This window comes from Gammaproteobacteria bacterium, assembly GCA_024235095.1.
Taxonomy (GTDB): domain Bacteria; phylum Pseudomonadota; class Gammaproteobacteria; order Competibacterales; family Competibacteraceae; genus UBA2383.
The window spans coordinates 2,813,459-2,834,340 of record JACKNC010000001.1 but is presented as its reverse complement, the minus strand read 5'-3'; the positions used below and the strand labels follow the sequence as shown (position 1 = coordinate 2,834,340).

17 protein-coding genes and 5 pseudogenes are annotated in these 20,882 nt (G+C 54.5%); 12 read left to right on the top strand and 10 right to left on the bottom strand.

What is annotated here, in order from left to right; genetic code table 11:
- Positions 1-162: 162 nt before the first annotated feature.
- Both H6973_12585 and H6973_12580 read right to left on the bottom strand, forming a co-directional pair.
- A complete protein-coding gene (locus tag H6973_12585; protein ID MCP5126426.1) occupies positions 163-390 on the bottom strand; it encodes a DUF4214 domain-containing protein in 228 nt (75 codons plus the stop codon).
- Positions 391-507: 117 nt separating this feature from the next.
- Entirely contained in the window at positions 508-1,395 is an 888-nt protein-coding gene (locus H6973_12580) for an IS982 family transposase (protein MCP5126425.1), read from the bottom strand.
- A gap of 366 nt (positions 1,396-1,761) precedes the next feature.
- Here H6973_12580 and H6973_12575 point away from each other — a divergent pair, with 366 nt between their 5' ends.
- Both H6973_12575 and H6973_12570 read left to right on the top strand, forming a co-directional pair.
- Positions 1,762-3,291 carry an IS21 family transposase gene (locus H6973_12575; GenBank protein MCP5126424.1) on the top strand — a complete coding sequence of 510 codons (1,530 nt, stop codon included), beginning with the start codon at positions 1,762-1,764 and terminating at the stop codon, positions 3,289-3,291.
- A gap of 16 nt (positions 3,292-3,307) precedes the next feature.
- A complete protein-coding gene (locus H6973_12570; GenBank protein MCP5126423.1) occupies positions 3,308-4,063 on the top strand; it encodes an ATP-binding protein in 756 nt (251 codons plus the stop codon).
- A gap of 162 nt (positions 4,064-4,225) precedes the next feature.
- On the opposite strand, the gene H6973_12565 is transcribed toward H6973_12570, so the two are convergent.
- Complete coding sequence (locus H6973_12565; GenBank protein ID MCP5126422.1) at positions 4,226-6,691, bottom strand: SBBP repeat-containing protein; 2,466 nt, start codon at positions 6,689-6,691, stop codon at positions 4,226-4,228.
- 345 nt (positions 6,692-7,036) lie between these two features.
- Between H6973_12565 and H6973_12560 the strand changes: the two genes are divergently transcribed.
- The 5 genes from H6973_12560 to H6973_12540 are packed head-to-tail and all read left to right on the top strand — an operon-like array spanning position 7,037 to position 10,738.
- Positions 7,037-7,828 (top strand): prolipoprotein diacylglyceryl transferase, encoded by a 792-nt coding sequence (locus H6973_12560; GenBank protein ID MCP5126421.1) that lies wholly within the window; start codon positions 7,037-7,039, stop codon positions 7,826-7,828.
- Between the two features lie 7 nt (positions 7,829-7,835).
- On the top strand, positions 7,836-8,417 hold the full coding sequence (locus H6973_12555) for an aminodeoxychorismate/anthranilate synthase component II (GenBank protein ID MCP5126420.1): 582 nt from the start codon (positions 7,836-7,838) through the stop codon (positions 8,415-8,417).
- Positions 8,418-8,438: 21 nt separating this feature from the next.
- Positions 8,439-9,473, top strand: a complete 1,035-nt coding sequence (gene trpD / locus H6973_12550; protein ID MCP5126419.1) for an anthranilate phosphoribosyltransferase — start codon at positions 8,439-8,441, stop codon at positions 9,471-9,473.
- Positions 9,470-10,267, top strand: coding sequence for an indole-3-glycerol phosphate synthase TrpC (trpC, locus tag H6973_12545; protein ID MCP5126418.1), 798 nt, complete (start codon positions 9,470-9,472; stop codon positions 10,265-10,267). Before trpD ends, trpC begins: the two co-directional genes overlap by 4 nt.
- A 33-nt stretch (positions 10,268-10,300) precedes the next feature.
- Entirely contained in the window at positions 10,301-10,738 is a 438-nt protein-coding gene (locus H6973_12540) for an OsmC family protein (GenBank protein MCP5126417.1), read from the top strand.
- A 67-nt stretch (positions 10,739-10,805) separates the two neighbouring features.
- Here H6973_12540 and H6973_12535 read toward each other — a convergent pair whose 3' ends face one another.
- Positions 10,806-11,297 carry a DUF2505 domain-containing protein gene (locus H6973_12535; protein MCP5126416.1) on the bottom strand — a complete coding sequence of 164 codons (492 nt, stop codon included), beginning with the start codon at positions 11,295-11,297 and terminating at the stop codon, positions 10,806-10,808.
- A 172-nt stretch (positions 11,298-11,469) separates the two neighbouring features.
- Here H6973_12535 and H6973_12530 point away from each other — a divergent pair.
- The 3 genes and pseudogenes from H6973_12530 to H6973_12520 all read left to right on the top strand — a co-directional run bounded on the left by H6973_12530 (position 11,470) and on the right by H6973_12520 (position 13,927).
- Positions 11,470-12,220: pseudogene (locus H6973_12530) on the top strand (IS1 family transposase).
- Between the two features lie 316 nt (positions 12,221-12,536).
- The gene (locus H6973_12525) at positions 12,537-13,466 is read left to right on the top strand and encodes an SPFH/Band 7/PHB domain protein (protein ID MCP5126415.1); all 930 of its coding nucleotides are present in this window, start codon (positions 12,537-12,539) and stop codon (positions 13,464-13,466) included.
- Between the two features lie 56 nt (positions 13,467-13,522).
- Positions 13,523-13,927: an NfeD family protein gene (locus tag H6973_12520; GenBank protein MCP5126414.1), complete on the top strand. Its 405-nt coding sequence runs from the start codon at positions 13,523-13,525 to the stop codon at positions 13,925-13,927.
- A 46-nt stretch (positions 13,928-13,973) separates the two neighbouring features.
- On the opposite strand, the gene H6973_12515 is transcribed toward H6973_12520, so the two are convergent.
- The 4 genes and pseudogenes from H6973_12515 to H6973_12500 form a co-directional block, all read right to left on the bottom strand.
- A complete protein-coding gene (locus tag H6973_12515; protein ID MCP5126413.1) occupies positions 13,974-14,495 on the bottom strand; it encodes an O-acetyl-ADP-ribose deacetylase in 522 nt (173 codons plus the stop codon).
- 85 nt (positions 14,496-14,580) lie between these two features.
- Positions 14,581-15,508: pseudogene (locus H6973_12510) on the bottom strand (IS1595 family transposase).
- A gap of 229 nt (positions 15,509-15,737) precedes the next feature.
- A pseudogene (locus H6973_12505) lies at positions 15,738-16,912 on the bottom strand (IS630 family transposase).
- Between the two features lie 70 nt (positions 16,913-16,982).
- Positions 16,983-18,157 (bottom strand): annotated as a pseudogene (locus H6973_12500) (IS630 family transposase).
- A gap of 82 nt (positions 18,158-18,239) precedes the next feature.
- Between H6973_12500 and H6973_12495 the strand changes: the two are divergent.
- A complete protein-coding gene (locus H6973_12495; GenBank protein ID MCP5126412.1) occupies positions 18,240-18,602 on the top strand; it encodes an AEC family transporter in 363 nt (120 codons plus the stop codon).
- Between the two features lie 49 nt (positions 18,603-18,651).
- On the opposite strand, the pseudogene H6973_12490 reads toward H6973_12495, so the two are convergent.
- A pseudogene (locus tag H6973_12490) lies at positions 18,652-18,801 on the bottom strand (IS1 family transposase).
- Positions 18,802-18,901: 100 nt separating this feature from the next.
- On the opposite strand from H6973_12490, the gene H6973_12485 reads away from it, so the two are divergent.
- Positions 18,902-20,098, top strand: coding sequence for a helix-turn-helix domain-containing protein (locus H6973_12485; protein ID MCP5126411.1), 1,197 nt, complete (start codon positions 18,902-18,904; stop codon positions 20,096-20,098).
- A 6-nt stretch (positions 20,099-20,104) separates the two neighbouring features.
- Here H6973_12485 and H6973_12480 read toward each other — a convergent pair whose 3' ends face one another.
- Positions 20,105-20,677: an IS1 family transposase gene (locus H6973_12480; protein ID MCP5126410.1), complete on the bottom strand. Its 573-nt coding sequence runs from the start codon at positions 20,675-20,677 to the stop codon at positions 20,105-20,107.
- Between the last annotated feature and the right edge of the window lie 205 nt (positions 20,678-20,882).

Sequence of the window (20,882 nt, the reverse complement as noted above, 5' to 3'; positions counted from 1 at the left end):
TGATGAGAACTTAATGATAATAATAATTTTATTTTACTTTTTGCCCTTCGTGACACGAACGTTGGTTTAGGGCCGACTAAGAAGAAGCTGTGAGAAACCCCCTCGCCCACAGGCGGGAGAGGGGTGGGGGTGAGGGCGTAACCCGCCAATCTACGCTTCCCTTTAAAACCCCAGATTTTCCATGAACGCAGTGAATTCCGGGGCATAAAGGAATGCCTGTATCACGCTGCTGCGTAATACGCCGGCTGTCGTCAGCAGGCCCAACCAGTAACTTAATCCCGCTGCATCCGGCTCGCGCTGGTAGAAAGTGCGATAGAGGTCAGTGATGAACTGAGAATTGGTATTGGGGGGGATCGAATATTCGCTACTGTTGAAGAAAAAGTCCGCCATATCCCGAAAGACAGGTTTATCATCTCCCGGATTTGTAGCGATGCGGCTCTGCCAATAAAGAAGTCCTGCTGGTTCGGGCGCACGGCCAAGAATGGAAATGTACGCGATGTTCGACTTTCAGGCGATCAGGCCCTCAAACTGGAGGTCTGACCGACCGACTTGTCGGTTCATGAAAATACCCAAGGTGTGCGCTAAGACTTTTCGGGCGATCCGACTCGTCAAGTGCCACACATCCCGCGCCCGGATTTTCTCAAAATGGAATGGCTCGGTGAGCTGACCGATGACCGTTTCCACGAGGCGGCGGGTTCTCGTAAGCTGCTGGACAGCCCACGGGGGACGCGGATCGATCATGTTGGCCCGCAAGGGGGTTTGCAAGTCAATCCCGGTCGTGGCCAGTTCCGTCTGAAGAAAGGCGCTCAGGTAACCTTTGTCGCCGATCACCCAACCCTGAACACCTTCGGTCAAATCCCACAACGCCTCGCGTTCATCACCCGTAGCGGGCGTCACCGTCCACGCCGTGATGACGCCATGGATCGTGACCATCAGATGACCGTGAAGCCCGTAATAGTACTGCTTCTTTGCCGCACAATAGCCAAAATCCGCCACCGCAGGAAATAACCGACAGTGCGGGGCACGGGTCAACACACAGAGGGGCAGAGGGCAACCATCCACCAAGCGAATCGGGTCCGTCGCCGCCCCCAACTCGATCAGCAGCTGCTGATGAAGCCGCTGCTTGATCACCCACAGATTCGCCGCCTGCTGGGCAAACGTCGTCCGCGATCCGAGTTCCGGGAACCACGACGGCCAATGACGACCGAAGTACTTCCAGATGCCCACATCCGTATCCAGCCCTAAGAACTCGCCGACGACTTCCATCGTGATCACTTCACTATCATTCAGCTTGGGGGCGAAGCCTCGCGAGCGTAAGCAGTGATCCCCGAGCAGGGCATTCAGGTGTTCGTCTACCCAACAAAACACCGTGATGATAAAGTCTTCGAGCGGTATGGCGGTCTCTCCGTGCGGTTGAGGCGGTTGGTTCCTCTCAGCTTAGCTCACATCGCCATGCCGCATCCGCCTGCTCTCATCTCCCCTCGGAAAAGTCGAACATCGCGTTAAAAATAGAATTTGACTCAATTTCATGCGTATTTCACGGGATGACGGCAGGTCGTTTCACGGGATGACGGCAGGTCGTTTCACGGGATGACGGCAGGTCGTTTCACGGGATGACGGCAGGTCGTTTCACGGAAGGCGGCAGGCCATTACACGGAAGGCGGCGGGTTGTTTCGCCAATGAGCAGCGACGCAGGTTAACAACTTGTAGGCTGGTTCCTTTTTTTCCGAGGAGGAACTCATGCCGACTGAGAGGTTATCCATGCGCAAGATTCAAGAAGTGCTTCGTTTGCAGGCGGCGGGCCATAGCCAACCACAAATTGCCCGGAGTTGCGGGATCGGCCGTAGCACGGTCGGAGAGTATCTGCAACGCGCCCGACGAGCGGGCCTGGGTTGGCCCCTGCCCAAGGGCATGATGGCCGATGAATTGGAACGACGGTTGTTTCCGCCGCGCCCCGCCGCTGGGTCTGCGGATCGCGGAAAACCGGATTGGGCCACCGTCCACCAGGAATTACGCCGCCCCGGCGTCACCTTGTGGCTCTTGTGGGAAGAGTACAAAGCCACGCATCCCCAGGGCTATCAATACACCTGGTTCTGCCAGCAGTATCGGGCTTGGGTGGCGCATACCGATGTGGTGATGCGCCAGACCCATCGGGCCGGTGAGAAGGTGTTTGTGGACTACGCCGGTCCCACCGTGCCCATCGTGGACCGCATCACGGGTGAACTCCGCCAGGCCCAAGTGTTTGTTGCGGTGCTGGGCGCCAGCAATTACACCTATGTGGAGGCGACCTGGACCCAAGGACTGGATGACTGGCTCATGGCGCATGTCCGGGCCTTTGCATTTTTCGGCGGTGTCCCGGAAATTGTGGTTCCAGATAATTTGAAAACCGGCGTCCAGACGCCGCACCGCTATGAGCCCGACCTCAACCCCAGTTATCTGGAGTTAGCCGCCCATTATGGCGTCGCGGTGATCCCCGCGCGTGTCCGAAAACCGCGTGATAAAGCCAAAGCGGAAAGTGGCGTGCTCGTGGTGGAACGCTGGATTCTGGCCCGCTTGCGCCATCGGACTCTGTTCAGTCTCGACGAACTCAACACGGTCATCCGCGAACTGCGCGACGCCCTCAATCAGCGCGCCTTCAAAAAACTCCCCGGTTCCCGTCAGCATTGGTTTGCAACGCTGGAACAACCGGCGTTGCGTCCCTTACCGGCCGAACCCTACGTGTTCGCGCAATGGAAAAAAGCGCGCGTCAACATTGACTATCACATTGACATCGAGCGCCATTACTATTCGGTCCCCTACCTCCTGGTGCGCCAGGAAGTGGAGGTGCGCCTGACCGCCACCACGGTCGAGGTCTTCCATCAACGTCAGCGGGTGGCTTGTCATCGCCGCCATCCGCAGCCTGGTCGCCATACCACCGTAACCGCCCACATGCCCAAAGCCCATCGGGAGTACGCCGAATGGACGCCCGAACGGTTAGTGCGCTGGGCTCACCAGACCGGCCCCCACACGGCGACTCTAGTGGAACGTATCCTGGCCACGCGGCCCCATCCTCAGCAGGGCTACCGCTCGTGCTTGGGCATCTTGCGTCTGGGCAAAGCCTATGGCGCCGACCGCTTGGAGGCCGCCTGTCAGCGCGCGTTAGCCATTGGGGGACTGAGTTACAAGAGCATCGAGTCGATTCTCAAGCATGGCCTGGACCAGCAACGCCTCCCGGATGCGGGGACTTCGCCACCGCCCATCCCTTCGACCGCGACCCACGCGAACGTGCGCGGCGCACGCTATTACCAATAACCCAGGAGCCTCCGCCATGCTGAAACAACCCCTTCTCGATCAACTGCACACCTTGAAACTCAGCGGCATGCGTCAGGCCTTGCACGAGCAACTCCAGATGCCCGATAGCGATCAGCTCAGCTTTACGGATCGCTTGAGTCTCCTGGTTGATCGCGAACTGACCGAACGCGCGAATCGTCGCCTCCAGTACCGCTTACAGCAAGCCCGTTTGCCCCAGCAAGCCTGCCGGGAAGACCTGGATTACCAACATCCCCGGGGCCTGGATAAAACCCTCATCCAGCATCTGCTCGGTGAACGCTGGCTTGTGGAGCATCTCAACTGCCTGATTACCGGCCCCACCGGCGTGGGGAAAACATGGATTGCTTGTGCCTTGGCTCAGCATGCGTGTCGTCTGGGCTATACCGCGCGCTATGTCCGTTTGCCCCGCTTGCTCCCTGAACTGGCGTTGGCCCGCGCCGATGGCCGCTATCCCAAGCTGCTACGCGAGTACGCTAAAGCACACGTGTTGGTCATCGATGACTGGGGCTTAACACCGCTCACCAGCGAGGGCCGCCGTGATCTTCTGGAAATCCTCGATGACCGGCATCACCGTCAATCCACCCTCGTGACCAGCCAGTTGCCCGTGGCAAGCTGGCACGCCTATCTGGACGAACCCACTCTGGCTGATGCCCTCCTCGATCGGCTCGTCCATAACGCCTACACCCTCAACCTGACCGGAGAATCCTTACGAAAACGTAAAACCCCCTTGACGAACTCCATCACGGAACAGTAAACACTCATCCACTGCGTCGCTGCGCTCCGACCGAGTGAAATACGCTGCCGCCTTCGACTGAACTCGCCGGCCGTCATCCCGTGAAATGGATGGCCGGCATCAGTGAAATACGCACAATTTCACCCGAAACGCTGGATTTTCATGAACCGACAACTCGGTCGGTCAGACCTCCAGTTCGAGGGTTTGATCGCCTGAAAAAAGTCGAACATCGCATGAAATGTAGTAGTGAGTAATCAAAAAGGTCGCTGGAGTCAAGTCGTCCAATTTGGTAACAAAAACGTCTTTGTTATTATTATTGATTGGATAGTAGGCGTTGCTGGTGACAGGAAAGTCGTTGGCGTCAGTTACGCCCGTGATATAAACATGAAAATCATCTCCGTTAGAAGTAGATGTTTTATTTGCAGCAATCCCAGTACCGCTTTCTTCAACATCATCATTATCCCCTCCCAAATAGGTCACATAAAGCCAGCGGTCACCAGATTGGCTGATTTGCGCAATGAAAGCATCGCTAGTTCCACCTAAAGCATCATCTTGGGCATCGGAGGTCACTGGAAAATCAGAGGAAGCAGTTGCTCCAGTAACATAAGTGCGAATCGCGCCTGAAGTCTCCTGAATAACTGCAATACTTGCCCCACTGTCTGCTTTGTTTCCGCCCAAATAAGAGGAATAAAGCAATGAATGCAAACCTATGAGCGTAGGATCTGGGTCGATTTTGGTAATAAAAGCGTCTTTATTACCGCCATAGCTGCTTTGTGCGACATTAGATGTAATGGGAAAGATAGGAAAATCTGAGGAGGCGGTAACTCCAGTAACATAAGCATGGAAATTGCTATCTACGGCAATATCCGTGCCGCTATCCGTGCTGCTTCCGCCCAGATAGGCCGAATAAATTAACGAGTATCTGGGATCTTTGGAAGGATCAGGATCAATTTTTGCGATAAAACCATCCTCACTACCGCCGAGTGTAGTATCGAAAGCCAAACCTGTTATCGGGAAATTAGCTGATTTCGTTGAACCGGTAATATAAACATTATCATTACTATCTCTAGCAATCGCCATACCTTTGTCATCCTTATCTCCACCTAGATAGGTCGAATACCACAATGTGCCGCCGGTATCGATCTGGCTGACAAATACATCGGTTCCGCCAAGCAGTCTTGGTTGAAGAGCATCGAGTGGATTAGACGATACGAGGGGGAAGTCAGTGGAATTGGTGTAACCTGCCACATAAATCATGAGTCCCATTGGTTGCCGTAATGCTATCCCTCGTCCTTCATCATCCTTGGTTCCGCCTAAATGTGTCGAAAATAACAAACTACTGCCAGTGCTATCCAGCACGGCAATAAACGCGTCCTTGCCACCAGACGGCGCTCTTCCTCCAGGTCCATGAAGTACATAAGGAGGAGGAGTATAAGGGAAGCTAACAGAAGCAGTCGTTCCTGTAATATAAGCACGCTGAAGATCATCCACGACAATGTCATAGCTAATATCATCTTTATCATCATTAGAGTCGATCCCACCAAGATAAGTGGAATAGATCAGGCTACTGAAGCTGAACTTAGACACAAAGGCGTCGGAAGTTTTAACGCCAACGAGCGAACTATCAAATGCTCCTAAAGTTATTGGAAAATTAATTGAAGCTGTCGCGCCTGTCACATAAGCATTACCCTTATTATCAACAGCAATGCTTGTACCATAATCGTTTAAAATACCACCCAAGTAAGTGGAATAATCCAGTTTCAGCACCGGATCGATCACCAGGGGCCGTTCCTGATCATACTGGGCGATTTCAAACCTAACTTGCAGCGCTTCGATCACAGGATCAACCACTGCCACTTGCACGGTCCCTGTATCCGCCAAATTTTCATTCCGCAATACGTAACGCCCGGCGACCGCTTCCTGCCGACCGTCGATCACCTGATAAATCCGGGGCGCTTGTTGCACGATTTCGCCACCGGGAACCGCCAACACCAAATCACCCTCGGTATTGACCCTTACTTGCTCCGCGCCGCTGATCGCCAGTTGAATCACCGAAGGGTCAACCCCAGGGGCAACAATGAAATCATGCTCCAGTTGATTCGGGTTACCGTAATAAACCATATCAACGCCAGGATAGACGTCGGCGTAGCGGACTTGCTGGTAATGCGGTACCTTCGTGCGCCACTTCGCCGGATCATTGCCCAGGAAATAGTTGCTGATGCCGGGCAACTTCTCCAGACCTTCCATTTGCGGCTCAGGATTGCGCGTTGCCCCCTCCAGTTGGGTGCGAATGACCGCTTTCCCTTGCAGGGCCAACACCGCCTCATTCGCTGTCAAAAAGAGTGTGTAGCTGGGGCCTCGCGCCAAAAATCTGACATCCTCAGCCACCTGTCCAATATTGGGTTCAAAATAAATGGGCGTCAGGCGTTGGTGCGACTCAATCCGACGGCGGGCGGTCATGTTATTGGCAGGGGCGGGATTTAGCGTGTTCATTGCGCTTGGCAAGAAATCCAGTGGTCCCGTCAATTGCCACTGATTAACCTGCCTGAGCAGGTCGAAAGCCCAAGCAGCAGGCGGCGACTCAGCCTGCGCGATTCCACTTAACGGGGTGCGAGCTGAGCGGAATCGGTCTAATACCGGAGAGCGCATAGGCGCTTGCAGGTGATTAGGCCGATTACCGCTCCAGCGAGTTGATAGGCGGAGCGCGCAGCGCGACGCCTGCAACTCGCGTCGAGCGAAGCTCGGCTCGCGCCCCGATAAGCGGAGCGCTTCGCGCTCCGCTTATCAGCAGGAGTAGCATAGTCAACCCTGCGAACCCTGCCATCCTGAGCCAATCCCGCTGTGTCTTTCTTATTTGCGCCATGATTATTTCCTCTGAATTACTCTAAAGCTCCCATTAGCAATTATCATACCTGACAATATCCATTGCTTGACGGCAGGATGCCCGCTACGATTTACTTTGCCCGCGTAAACTATAAAGCTCAGGGAGTTTTCATGCTCGTTCACCCCGATTTCGACCCGGTAGCGCTCAGCTTGGGTCCCCTGCAAGTGCGCTGGTACGGCCTGATGTACCTGATCGGCTTTCTGGCCGGGTGGGCGCTGGGCCGCTATCGCGCCAGACAACCTCACTCTGGCTGGACCACCGCGCAGATGGACGATGTGGTGTTCTATATCGCCCTGGGCGTGATTCTTGGCGGACGAATTGGCTATATCCTGTTCTACGGGTTCGACAGCTTCCTGCATAACCCGCTGGTGCTGTTCCGGGTCTGGGAAGGCGGCATGTCCTTTCATGGCGGCTTTCTCGGCGTATTGCTGGCCATGACCCTGTTTGCTCGCAAATATCAAAAGCCCTTCTGGGTAACCATTGATTTCATTGCGCCCCTGATCGCGCCCGGCATCCTGTTTGGGCGTATCGGCAACTTCATCAACGGCGAACTATGGGGTCGGGTGACCGATCTGCCGTGGGGCATGGTGTTCAGGCAAACAAGTGACGGTCTTCCGCGCCACCCCTCGCAGTTGTACGAAGCGGTCCTCGAAGGGCTGGCCCTGTTCACGATTGTCTGGCTCTTCTCCGCCAAACCGCGTCCGACGATGGCCGTATCGGGCGTTTTCGCGCTAAGCTATGGAATCTTCCGGTTTCTGGTCGAGTTTGTCCGTCAACCGGACCCGCATTTGGGCTACATCGCATTCGGCTGGCTGACCATGGGACAGATCTTGTCGCTACCGCTCATCGCTGTCGGCATCGCGCTCCTGGCGCTAGCGTATCGGCGAAAAACCACAGGGTAAATGCTCTATGCTGCTGATGATCGACAACTACGACTCCTTCACCTATAACCTCGTGCAATATTTTGGCGAATTGGGCGAAGACGTATGGGTGTACCGTAACGACCACATTACCTTGGATAAAATTGCTGAACTGCAACCTCGGCATATCGTCCTCTCGCCAGGCCCCTGCACGCCTAACGAAGCCGGAGTGTCGCTGGCGACCATCCAGCAGTTTGCCGGACAGATTCCCATGTTTGGGGTCTGCCTGGGGCATCAAAGCATGGGCCAAGCCTTCGGTGGACATATTGTCCGCGCCCGATGGGTGATGCATGGCAAAACCTCCGAGGTTTACCATGACGGCCGGGGCGTCTTCGTCGATTTGCCCAATCCATTCACTGTGGTGCGTTATCATTCCCTGGTCATCGACCGGTCGACCTTGCCAGATTGTTTGCAAATGACCGCCTGGACGCAAACTGCCGATGGCGCGATCGACGAAATCATGGGCGTGCGGCACAAAACCCTGCCCGTCGAGGGCGTTCAATTCCACCCCGAATCGATCCTCACTGAACACGGCCACGCCCTGTTGCGCAATTTTCTCAACCAGTACTGAATCGCTTTGGAGAAGCGCCCCATGTCCATTACCCCCCAGGAAGCCTTGCAACGCACCATCGAGCATCGGGAAATCTTCTACGACGAAATGCTGTCCCTGATGCGGCAAATCATGGCCGGCGAAATCTCCCCGGTGATGACTGCCGCCATCCTGACTGGCTTGCGAGTCAAGAAGGAAACCATCGGCGAAATCACCGCAGCGGCCACCGTAATGCGGGAACTCTCCACCAAGGTGCATGTGCCGCCGCCCCATGAGCATTTCGTCGACATCGTTGGCACGGGCGGCGATGGCGCGCAGACCTTCAACATTTCCACCGCGACTATGTTCGTGACTGCCGCCGCTGGTGCCCGGGTCGCCAAGCATGGCAACCGCAGCGTGTCCTCCAAGTCCGGCAGCGCCGATGTGCTGGAGGCGCTCGGCGCGCGCATCGACCTCCAGGCGGAGCAGGTGGCCGAATGCATCGCTACAACGGGCTTAGGTTTCATGTTCGCGCCCAATCATCATTTGGCCATGAAGAATGTCGCTCCGGTGCGGCGCGAGATGGGAGTGCGCACTATTTTCAATATCCTCGGCCCGCTGACCAATCCAGCCAGCGCACCGAACCAGCTCATGGGCGTCTTCCATCCCGACCTGGTCGGCATCCAAATCCGGGTCATGCAACGACTGGGCGCGCAACATGTGCTGGTCGTCTGGGGTAAGGACGGCATGGACGAAATTTCGCTAGGCGCCGCCACCCAGGTCGGTGAACTCAAAAATGGCGAGATTGTGGAATATGAAATCCATCCCGAGGATTTTGGGCTAGCGATGATCTCCAATCGCAGTCTTAAAGTGACGAACGCGGAGCACTCAAAGACGCTCTTGTTGAATGCCCTGGACAATCAACCCGGCGCGCCGCGCGACATCGTTGCCCTGAACGCTGGTGCGGCGCTGTACACCGCTAATCTGACGCCATCCATCGCCGACGGCGTCACTCTGGCTAGCGAAACCCTGGCCAGTGGCGCGGCCCGCGCCAAGCTGGATGAATTTGTGCGCTGTACGCAGAAACTGGCTTCATGAACGACACGCCCGACATCCTCAAAAAAATCCTGGCGCGCAAAATCGAAGAAGTCGCTGAACGCAGCGCGCGATGGAGTCTCTCCGAACTGATGCAGCGGGTGGAGAATCTGCCGGCCCCGCGGCCATTCCTGAAGCGGTTGCAGAGTATCATGGCTGAAGGCCAGCCAGCGGTCATTGCCGAAATCAAGCGCGCCTCGCCCAGTAAGGGATTGTTGCGCGATCCCTTCGTTCCGGCGGATATTGCCCGAAGCTACGCTACCGCTGGCGCCGCCGCGCTGTCGGTGTTAACCGATCGGGACTTCTTCCAGGGCTGCGAGGATTACTTACAGGAGGCGCGGGCGGCCTGCGCTCTGCCAGTCTTGCGCAAGGATTTCATCATCGACCCCTACCAGGTCTATGAAGCACGCTTGATCGGCGCAGATTGCATTTTGTTGATTGCCGCCGCCCTGGATAACGCGGCCTTGCAGAAGCTGGCCGGGTTAGCGGAGCAATTGGGCATGGATGTTCTCTTGGAGGTCCACGACATCAAGGAACTGGAGCGGGCGCTGCAAATCGACGCCTCGCTGATCGGCATTAATAACCGTAATCTACGCACGTTTGAAACCCGGCTGGAGACCACGCTGGACTTGCTGGCTCACATTCCCGGCAACCGGACAGTCGTCACCGAAAGCGGGATTCATACTCCCGCAGATGTCGCCTTAATACGCGGACAGGGCATTCACGCCTTCCTGGTGGGCGAGGCGTTCATGCGCGCCCTAGACCCCGGCGCGAAACTGGCGGAATTGTTCGTTTAAAAAAGTGATTGGTATTACTTTTTAGGAGCTTACATGAAAACCCGCGTTATCTGGCTGGAAGACATGACCTATGTCGCCCAGTCACCTAGTGGTCATGCCCTGGTCATGGACGGGCCGCCGGAACTGGGCGGTCATAATCTCGGACCGCGACCGATGGAGATGTTGTTGATGGGCATGGGCGGTTGCACCGCTATCGACGTGGTCAACATCCTGCGCAAGGCCCGGCAGGATTTGCGCGGTTGCGAAGTGCAACTGGAAGCCGATAGAGCGGATAGCGAACCTAAAGTCTTCACCCGGATTCGCGTGCATTTTATCCTCACCGGCTTGAACCTGAGCGCCAAGCACATCGAACGCGCCATTCATCTCTCAGCGGAAAAATATTGCTCAGCCTCCATCATGCTCGGCCAGACTGCGCAAATTACCCATACCTTTGAAATTCGCCAACTTGACGAAGCTCCGGCAACGGATTAGTCTGGCGAAATCCCCTCCGCCCTTCCTTTTTCAAAGGGGGGAGGCGAATGGTTGCGCATCGGCGAAGTTAAGCCTTGGCCAAATGGTTGCGGATAAACTCATATTCCGCCTGTACCGCTTTCTCCGCGTCGCCACCGACGAAATTCGCCAACTTGCCGCCCACCAGAGGAATCTCGCATTTTACCTCCAGTCGCACGTCATTCACACAGCCATCGCCCTGGGTTCGCAGCTCCATCTCGGTTTCGATACTGACGGGAACTCCGGAAATTTCAACATTGACCTTGCAATGGTAAGGACCGCCCGCTTTCCCCTCCCACTGTTCGCTTTGCACCAGGGTATTCCAGGGATTGAAAAATTTCTTTAGCAACGCCGGTACATCGGCGGGGACTTCCCGCTTGGTCTTGATGCGATAGTGACCCTCGCTGCCGGCGCATTCCAGTATCTCTACATTGCGTGCGCCGATTCCGACATACTTGTCCTTCATAAAGTCGGGATCGTGAAACAGGCCGAAAACGGTGTCCACATTCTGGTTGTATTGATGCAAAGCTTTTATTTTCAAAGTGATTCTCCAAAAGAAGACCCAATCCTTCAGGGTAGGGAAGATGCCCAGGCAGGCGCATCTGGGAAAAGTCGCTCCTGAAGAACTTAAGGGTAGTGTTCTAAACTTGGATACGCTATATTTTAGTCTAGAATTTGCTTAAGTATTTTAATATTTTTTAAGGCATTTAAATATGGTTTTAAATCCTGTTCTTTGCCCTCTTTGTCGTCATGAACAAATTGTAAAGCGTGGAAAAACGGAAAATGGAAAACAACGCTACCTTTGTCAAAATCTGGAATGCTCGGTCAAAACATTTATTTCAGACTACAATTACAATGGATATTTACCTGAAGTCAAAAACCAGATCATTGAGATGGCGATCAATGGCAGTGGAGTTCGAGATACCGCGCGCGTTTTAGACATCAGTCCGACGACCGTCATCAATGAATTAAAAAAAAGAATCTTGCCTTGAATCCGTCAATCGAGCGGTGCGGAACCACTTAAATTCACAGGAAGTCCTCTTTGAGATTCAAAAAGTTGAAGATCAAGAAGCCAAACTAGACGAGATGTGGAGTTATGTTCAGAGTAAAAAACATCCGCGTTGGCTGTGGCATGCGATCGATCATTACACCGGAAAAGTTCTCGCTTATACCTTCGGTGATCATAAAGATCACGTCTTCTTAAAGCTCAAAGAACTCTTGGAACCTTTCGGAATTAACCGATTTTACACGGACAACTGGGGAGCCTACGAGCGTCACTTGCCCTCTGAACAGCATACGGTTGGTAAGGCCAATACGCAGAAAATTGAACGGAAGCACCTCACGTTGCGGACACGCATTAAACGATTAGTGAGAAAGACGATTTGTTTCTCTAAACTCGATAAAATGCATGACATCGTGATTGGCCTGTTTATTAATCGATATGAATTCGGGATTTTAGTATAAAAACCATGTCTGGAACACTACCCATCAGCCGCTCCCCATCGGTCACGGTTGCCCTGAACCTTGGCCCGCGCTCCTGATAACCACCGATGATTTCTCGTGACCACCGCCAGAACGGGAGACATGAAAAAACCTACCCTTGTAAGGGGCCGGGGGGATTTCGATAGACAGCGTCGATCCACGGTGTTCAAATCCCTCCTCACCCCCCTTTGCTAAAGGGGGGAATCCAGAATTCAAAACCTATCGAGAAACAATATTAGATCGTTTTTCCGCCTGGAATCTTCCAAATTCAGCTTATTCACAAAGGAGGCAAGTCATGCTGGGAGGTTTCCCCACATTCGTCATTGGACTAGCGGTTTTCGCCGTGATTCTGGTCTTTCTGGGCGTCAAATCGGTGCCGCAGGGCATGGAATACACCGTCGAGCGTTTTGGCCGCTATACCGAGACGCTACGTCCCGGACTCAATCTCATCATCCCAATCATCGACCGCATTGGCCACAAGATCAACATGATGGAAACAGTGCTGGATGTTCCCTCGCAGGAAATTATCACCAAGGACAACGCGATGGTGCAAGTGGATGGCGTCGTATTTTATCAGGTGCTGGACGCCGCCAAGGCTGCCTACGAGGTCAATCAGCTTGAGTTCGCTACACTCAATCTGACCATGACCAATATCCGCACGGTCATGGGTTCGATGGATCTGGATGAGTTATTGTCCAAGCGCGATGAAATCAATGCGCGACTCCTGACCGTCGTGGATGAGGCAACAACTCCGTGGGGGGTCAAAGTGACCCGCATCGAAATCAAGGACATTTCCCCACCCAAGGATCTGGTGGATTCCATGGCCCGGCAAATGAAAGCTGAACGCGACAAGCGGGCCTCGATCCTCACCGCGGAGGGCGCGCGGCAGGCGGCCATTCTCGAAGCCGAAGGACTCAAGCAGGCGGCCATTCTCGAAGCCGAGGGCCGCAAGGAATCCGCTTTCCGCGATGCCGAGGCGCGTGAACGATTGGCCCAGGCGGAAGCGCGCGCGACTATCATGCTATCGGAAGCGATTGGCAAAGGCGATGTGCAAGCGATTAACTATTTTGTTGCGCAGAAATATGTGGAAGCAGTGGCCAAGCTGGCGACAGCGCCGAATCAAAAGGTACTGCTGATGCCGCTGGACACCTCCGGATTGGTAGGCGCCCTGGCCGGGATTGCCGAATTGACCCAGGAAGCCATGAGCAAGGGAGGAACCCGCTCGTGAGCGGCTGGCTGCTGGAACCGGTCTACTGGAACTGGTGGGTGCTGGGCGTGGCGCTCATGGCGATAGAAGCCCTGGTCCCCGGCTTCTTCTTCCTGTGGATGGGCGTGGCTGCACTGCTGGTGGGGCTGACGTTGACTATTCTGCCCGAAATGCCCTGGACTTGGCAGGTGTTCCTGTTTGCCCTGTTGTCAGTAGGTTCTATCGTCGCCTGGCGGATGCGGTTGCGCCGGCATCCCACCCGCACCGCTGATCCTCTTCTCAATCGACGTGGTCATCAGTACATTGGGCGGGTGTTCACCCTGGATGCGCCCGTCATCAATGGTCATGGTAAAATCCGGGTCGACGACAGCACCTGGAAGGTGCTGGTCGAACAAGACTGTCCGGCAGGCGCGCGATTGCGGATCGTTGGCGTCAATGGGGTCATGCTTAAGGGCGAAATCGAAAGCGAGAACGTTGCATAAAAACGATTCTTTCCCGAAGGCGAGAGGTTGTGGGCTGAGAGCGTTTTTATCCTTCTTTTTCGCACAGTGCTTGTTCGTAAGCTTGGCGCACATCCCCGCCAAAGCACACCAGATAAACCATCTCGATCTGGTCATCGTGGGCGAGAAAATCGCGAACCTCGCGGATGGCGATACGCGCTGCTTCGTCCAGGGGATAGCCATAAACCCCGCAGCTGATAGCAGGGAACGCGATGGTGCGAACCGCCTGCTTCACCGCCAGTTGCAGGCTTTGGCGATAACAGGACGCCAGCAGTGCGGGTTCCTCCTGCTCGCCGCCCTGCCAGACAGGGCCAACCGTGTGGATGACATACCGGGCGGGCAACCGATAGCCGCGAGTCAGCTTGGCCTGACCGGTTTCGCAACCGCCCAGTGTGCGGCACTCGGCCAGCAATTCCGGGCCAGCAGCGCGATGAATTGCGCCATCCACGCCGCCGCCGCCAAGCAGTGAACGATTGGCGGCGTTCACAATAGCATCCACCGATAATCGAGTAATATCATCGGAAATGATCCGAATACGGCTGGAATCCATCTCAATCACCTCGTCGACAACATGTTGGAGGTTGTTAATCCAAATAATAGGTTGGCTCAATATGGATTCCAGTCAGTTGGCGTTGTTAGGCGACCAGCAGTTCCAAGAGAGGTCTGAGCAAGCCTTTGCCCCGAATGCGGACGTTATGCACGAACTGAAAGAAGCCCAGGTAGAGCGGCAGCTTTTCTTGCGAAATTCCTCGATGGGGTCGCAACCAGGAACGCAACAGGGACCAGAAACCCTCAGCAGTATTGACATGAATCTCATGGAAGCCATCGCCATCGTCGTCGCGGGCGTATTCGCCCCGGCTGTGACACACCGTATGATGATCAAAGCCCCAATCCTTCAATGGGTTATAGATTGCATATTCATCGGTATACACCCGGGTTCCCGGGGCGATGAAAGTCTGAAGGAGCGGTTGGATGGTCGCTTGCTGGACATTATCCAGCATCCGGACGACCACCGCGCCGCCGCGCTCAATCATGCCGAGAATCGGCGGCTTTTCCTGCTCCAGGGTGCCTCGACCCCGTGCCCCCTTCAGCCGGCGACGCCGCCCGCGGCGGCCTTTTTTTTCACCGCGTCCGGATGCCCTTTATGCCCGGCCACCATATAGACCTCGTCGCATTCCACTTCCCCCGCCAAGGTGGGTTCGGGTTGGCGGGCGACGATACCTTGGCGCAGTTGCTCGGTCATCCGCTGCACGTCTCCGGATTCAACGCCAACTCTTGGGCAATCTGGGCATTAGACAAGTTCAACCCCATAAAATATAAACATAATATCCAAATTCGTAACGGCGGGTGGTGGCCGGCCAACACCGTCCCGGTTAGATCGTCAAAAGAGCGATGGCACCCGGCACACCGATATTTCTGTCGCGCCGGTTGGGTCGTGTCGTGACCCTGCTTCGTCACGTTCGCCGCCCCACAATGGGGGCAGTGAACCCCATCGGGCCAGCGCAGTTGGCGGACCGTTTCGTAACACCGGACATCGTCCAGTAGATTCTGAAGGTTGATCATCGACGGGAAACCTGGAGCGCGGCGGTTCAAAACCTCTTCAGTGTAGATCCTGTCCCTTGGCAGGGCGAGCCATCTTCAACAGCCTGGAATCCATATTGAGCCTAATAGGTTAATCCATAAAAGAGTTAAAAACTTATTTAGCCATAAGGTTATTATGCAATTTTTTAGTTGATTTCATCATTCCGCCATGCTTTACCAGTTGACAGCCATCGTCTTCCCCCTCTTCGCCCTAGTGGGCTGACACAGAAGTTTTGACAGGTTCAGAGGTTTCTAGGTCCACCGGGGTTTCAGAAGATTTCAAGGGAGGATAGAGGCGCTTGAGTTTGACCCGGGCCAAGTCGGTGCCGAACTGCCAGTGGATTTTGGTCTGACGTAGGTTGCGTGGGCCTTGCCAAGCGGCGATTTCCTTCCGCAAAGTTTCGAGGTTCGCAATGCGGCGATTCAAACACTGGCCGGCGAGAACAGCGAACTCACATTCCGCCATATTGAGCCAACTGCCATGCTTGGGGGTGTAATGAAATTCGAGCTTGCGGGTGATCCGGCGGGCTTCCTCTGGAGAAAAGACACTATACAAGGCCGCAGGAGTGTGGGTATTGAGGTTATCCACGACCAACCGGATTCGCTCCGCCTTCGGAAAGTACACATCAACGAGTTGCTGCATTTGCTGGGCAAAATCGCGTTTGGTGCGCTGTTTCGTGACATTAACATGACGCCACCCGCGCAAGGGTTGTACGAATAGAAATAAATTGGCGGTGCCTTCGCGTTTGTATTCACAGTCATAGCGCGCCGGTTGACCCGGGCGGGCGGGTTGAGGACAGCGGGTTTCGCTGGTCAATTGCACCGGACTTTCATCGAAGCACACTTGGGGGTATTGAGGATCATCGGGTTCGGCGTACAGGTCCAACACATCCTCCATATGCCAAACATAATCGGGACTGACACTGGGAATACACCATTCTTGACGTTGCCAGGGTTTGAGGTCGTTTTTTTAAGGATGCGCCGCACACTCTCACGGGAAATGGCTTCGATGGGCCGGAGTTCCATGAAGCGGTCCGCTAACAATTGGAGAGTCCACTGACAACGGCCAGCGGGCGGGGTACTACAGGCCAAGGCGACCAGAAAGGCGGCCTGTTTGCCGGTCAAGGCCGGGGGCAAACCGACTCGTGGCCGCTCGCTTAACGCCGCCAGCAACCCTTCGTCGACAAACCGTTGACGGGTACGATGAACGGTCGAAATCCCCAAGTGAAGGCTTTGGGCAATGGCCTCATCCGTCGCCCCTTCCGCAGCCTGCAGCAACACATGGGCACGGGCAACCTTGCGCGCCGCTGCCTTGCCTTTATGAATGACCTTCAGCAGGTCTTCCCGCTCCTCTTCAGTTAGATCAACCAGATACTTGTGGGCCATGGTGATTCCTCCTGTTGATCTCAACCATAGGGCACCCACCGCTACCTGTCAAAACTTCTGTGTCAGCCCACTAGTGGGCTGACACAGAAGTTTTGACAGGTTCAGAGGTTTCTAGGTCCACCGGGGTTTCAGAAGATTTCAAGGGAGGATAGAGGCGCTTGAGTTTGACCCGGGCCAAGTCGGTGCCGAACTGCCAGTGGATTTTGGTCTGACGTAGGTTGCGTGGGCCTTGCCAAGCGGCGATTTCCTTCCGCAAAGTTTCGAGGTTCGCAATGCGGCGATTCAAACACTGGCCGGCGAGAACAGCGAACTCACATTCCGCCATATTGAGCCAACTGCCATGCTTGGGGGTGTAATGAAATTCGAGCTTGCGGGTGATCCGGCGGGCTTCCTCTGGAGAAAAGACACTATACAAGGCCGCAGGAGTGTGGGTATTGAGGTTATCCACGACCAACCGGATTCGCTCCGCCTTCGGAAAGTACACATCAACGAGTTGCTGCATTTGCTGGGCAAAATCGCGTTTGGTGCGCTGTTTCGTGACATTAACATGACGCCACCCGCGCAAGGGTTGTACGAATAGAAATAAATTGGCGGTGCCTTCGCGTTTGTATTCACAGTCATAGCGCGCCGGTTGACCCGGGCGGGCGGGTTGAGGACAGCGGGTTTCGCTGGTCAATTGCACCGGACTTTCATCGAAGCACACTTGGGGGTATTGAGGATCATCGGGTTCGGCGTACAGGTCCAACACATCCTCCATATGCCAAACATAATCGGGACTGACACTGGGAATACACCATTCTTGACGTTGCCAGGGTTTGAGGTCGTTTTTTTAAGGATGCGCCGCACACTCTCACGGGAAATGGCTTCGATGGGCCGGAGTTCCATGAAGCGGTCCGCTAACAATTGGAGAGTCCACTGACAACGGCCAGCGGGCGGGGTACTACAGGCCAAGGCGACCAGAAAGGCGGCCTGTTTGCCGGTCAAGGCCGGGGGCAAACCGACTCGTGGCCGCTCGCTTAACGCCGCCAGCAACCCTTCGTCGACAAACCGTTGACGGGTACGATGAACGGTCGAAATCCCCAAGTGAAGGCTTTGGGCAATGGCCTCATCCGTCGCCCCTTCCGCAGCCTGCAGCAACACATGGGCACGGGCAACCTTGCGCGCCGCTGCCTTGCCTTTATGAATGACCTTCAGCAGGTCTTCCCGCTCCTCTTCAGTTAGATCAACCAGATACTTGTGGGCCATGGTGATTCCTCCTGTTGATCTCAACCATAGGGCACCCACCGCTACCTGTCAAAACTTCTGTGTCAGCCCACTAGATATAACAGTGTGGAAACCCCTGGCGGTGGCGCTGGATCTGCTGGGGCAGGTGGCGATCCCGCTGATGTTGTTTGCGCTTGGCGTACGCATGACGCGCATTAATTTACAGGATTGGCGCATTGGCCTGACCGGAGCAGTGGTTTGTCCAGCTTCGGGAATCGCCATCGCGCTGCTGGTCGGTCCGTTGTTGGGGGTCAGCGGCGAACAGTACAATCAATTGCTGGTATTTGGCGCACTACCGCCAGCGGTTCTCAACTTCATGTTAGCCGAGAAGTTCGGCGAGTCGCCCGAGGCGGTCGCTTCCATCGTTCTCATGGGCAATCTTGCCAGTATAGTGACGCTGCCAGCGGTGCTAGCGTGGATACTTTGATGCTGGATTAAATGAATGCTTCGGTAGTCCTGCAGATTGTAGTGAACCCTCATGCAGTCACGACCGATAGAGAATTGTTATAATGATGGATAAAATACCAAATAGCTCCAATGTGGTTTTCCAGTGTCTTCGAAAAAGAGAGTGTCTTTCTAACGAGACGAGAAATTCTTTGTCTTAAAGTACCATTGAATCTTTCAATTTTGGGTAGTGTCCCTCAACTGCTGTGGTGAACCTAGATGCTACTTTGATCATGCTGGGGCATCCGCCTCTGAGCTATGGTACTCAGCGGGGAGATCAGCATGGAGTGGGAGTCGTTGTATTGCCCAAACCGGAACTGCCGTCACTATGGAAAGCCCTTTAAAACAGGACAGTTGATCAAAGATGGGAGTAGCCGTGGTCATCCAAGAGCGCTCTGCCGAGCGTGCGGGAGACATGTCGTCTTGAGTTATGGAACGGCCTATTGTGGTTTGGATGCTGAACCCGCCGTTTTCGAATTGGCGGTACGCGCACTGGCGGAGGGGACTTCGCTGCGGGCGACCGCCCGGATTGTCCTGACGGACAAAGATACGGTGTGTGCCTGGTTGGACCGGGCGGCGCGCCAGTGTCGGCGGGTGATGCTCTATCTGTGGCATGATTTACATGTACAAGAGTGTCAACTCGATGAATTGTGGAGTTTTGTGCATACCAAACAAGCGAATCTGCCGGGCACCAAAAGTTATCATGAAACGTATGGCGATGCGTGGGTCTGGCTCGCTTTTGCGCCGGAATGGCGGTTGGTATTGGCGTTTGTGATCGGCAAACGGACCCAAACTTATGCGGATCAATTGCTGGCACGCGTTCGACAAGTGACTGATCTACATATCCCTTTTTTTACCAGTGATCAATGGCCCGAGTATGAAAAAGCGCTGTTGATGACCTATGGGGAATGGTATCAACCGGTGCGTCGCGGTTCGCGAGGTCCTCAGCCCAAACCCCGGCGCCGACCGCTGCCCGAGATGCAGTATGCCCAAGTCATCAAAATCCGCCAGCAGGGTCGGGTCGTGAAAGTGAAGACCCATGTGGTGTTTGGCGATACCCAGACCGTGGCGGCCTACGTGCAAACTTCCCCCGTTAGCGGGGGGATCAATACCAGTTTTGTGGAGCGCGATAACCTGACCCAACGACAAAGCAACCAGCGTCTGACTCGGCGTACGATCAGATTTTCTAAAAATCTCAAATGGTTTGAGAAACAATTATGGGTTTCATTAGCCTACTATCATTTGGTGTTACCCCACCGCAGCTTGCGACAACCGCTCGTATCGCCCGAACCGACGCGCGGACACGGAACCCTGCGTCGATGGTCCCCCGGTACGCCCGCGATGGCGGCTGGCATGACCGATCATGTCTGGACCACCGCAGAATTGTTATCCTATCGTGTCCCCGCTGAAGTCATCGATCAACTACCGAAACTCGAACAGGTGTTTCCCGACTTCGCCCAGATTCACCACAGCAGTTGAGGGACACTACCCAATTTTGTAAGTCCGACCCCTTTCTTTGCCTACGGCTTTGTGACGTTTGGTTGGGAATATCACCTCATACGCTTCCCAAAAATCGGTATAAGCGACGGCGCATTGGCGATAAACCGGCGGTAGGGAGTCCCACAGTCCTTGAGCGCCTTTTTGGCTTCGATTACCGACAAAAACGCCGACGATCTCGCTTGTGCCTTGATCAATCGCTAACCAAGCCCATTGTTTGTTATTCTTATTTCCTACAAAAGACCCCAGTTCGTCACATTGAATCACGAGCCGACCTTTGGGCTTTTTTTTAACAGCGACTTGCTGAGGGACTCCTTGATATTTTCGATTGACATCGCCTTGTAGCCAACGTTCTGAAACCCCAACGACCCGTGCAATACCGGCAATAGGAATTCGTTCTAATAACAGTTTGTCGATTAAATCCTTTTTATCTTGCGAAATTCTATTCTCTGGATTTTCGACAAATTGTCGACTGCAATCTTTGCAAGAAAACGTGGGCTTGCCGTTGTGAATGCTGCCGTTTTTTACAACATTGACGGAATGACAATTAGGACAAATCATCGCTCTTTACTGACTCTATTTGTTACCACTAAAATCATACCATAAATTAATCACTACTTTCTACAGGACTACCAAAACCTGTAACCGCTCACGCAACCGAGCCCGCTGTTGTTCATTCATCAGTCGCTTAAGTTCTTCGGCAGATTCTTGGATATCAACTTGAAGTGTTTGGCTCATGGTATAAATACCTCATCATGTTGGCTAG

Bases quoted from the DNA above. Each gene is read 5' to 3' on its own strand.
- H6973_12585 (MCP5126426.1), bottom strand. From the start codon at position 390: ATGGCGGACTTTTTCTTCAACAGTAGCGAATATTCGATCCCCCCCAAT.
- H6973_12575 (MCP5126424.1), top strand. From the start codon at position 1,762: ATGCGCAAGATTCAAGAAGTGCTTCGTTTGCAGGCGGCGGGCCATAGC.
- H6973_12570 (MCP5126423.1), top strand. From the start codon at position 3,308: ATGCTGAAACAACCCCTTCTCGATCAACTGCACACCTTGAAACTCAGC.
- H6973_12565 (MCP5126422.1), bottom strand. From the start codon at position 6,691: ATGCGCTCTCCGGTATTAGACCGATTCCGCTCAGCTCGCACCCCGTTA.
- H6973_12560 (MCP5126421.1), top strand. From the start codon at position 7,037: ATGCTCGTTCACCCCGATTTCGACCCGGTAGCGCTCAGCTTGGGTCCC.
- H6973_12555 (MCP5126420.1), top strand. From the start codon at position 7,836: ATGCTGCTGATGATCGACAACTACGACTCCTTCACCTATAACCTCGTG.
- trpD (MCP5126419.1), top strand. From the start codon at position 8,439: ATGTCCATTACCCCCCAGGAAGCCTTGCAACGCACCATCGAGCATCGG.
- trpC (MCP5126418.1), top strand. From the start codon at position 9,470: ATGAACGACACGCCCGACATCCTCAAAAAAATCCTGGCGCGCAAAATC.
- H6973_12540 (MCP5126417.1), top strand. From the start codon at position 10,301: ATGAAAACCCGCGTTATCTGGCTGGAAGACATGACCTATGTCGCCCAG.
- H6973_12520 (MCP5126414.1), top strand. From the start codon at position 13,523: ATGGCGATAGAAGCCCTGGTCCCCGGCTTCTTCTTCCTGTGGATGGGC.
- H6973_12515 (MCP5126413.1), bottom strand. From the start codon at position 14,495: ATGGATTCCAGCCGTATTCGGATCATTTCCGATGATATTACTCGATTA.
- H6973_12485 (MCP5126411.1), top strand. From the start codon at position 18,902: ATGGAGTGGGAGTCGTTGTATTGCCCAAACCGGAACTGCCGTCACTAT.
- H6973_12480 (MCP5126410.1), bottom strand. From the start codon at position 20,677: ATGATTTGTCCTAATTGTCATTCCGTCAATGTTGTAAAAAACGGCAGC.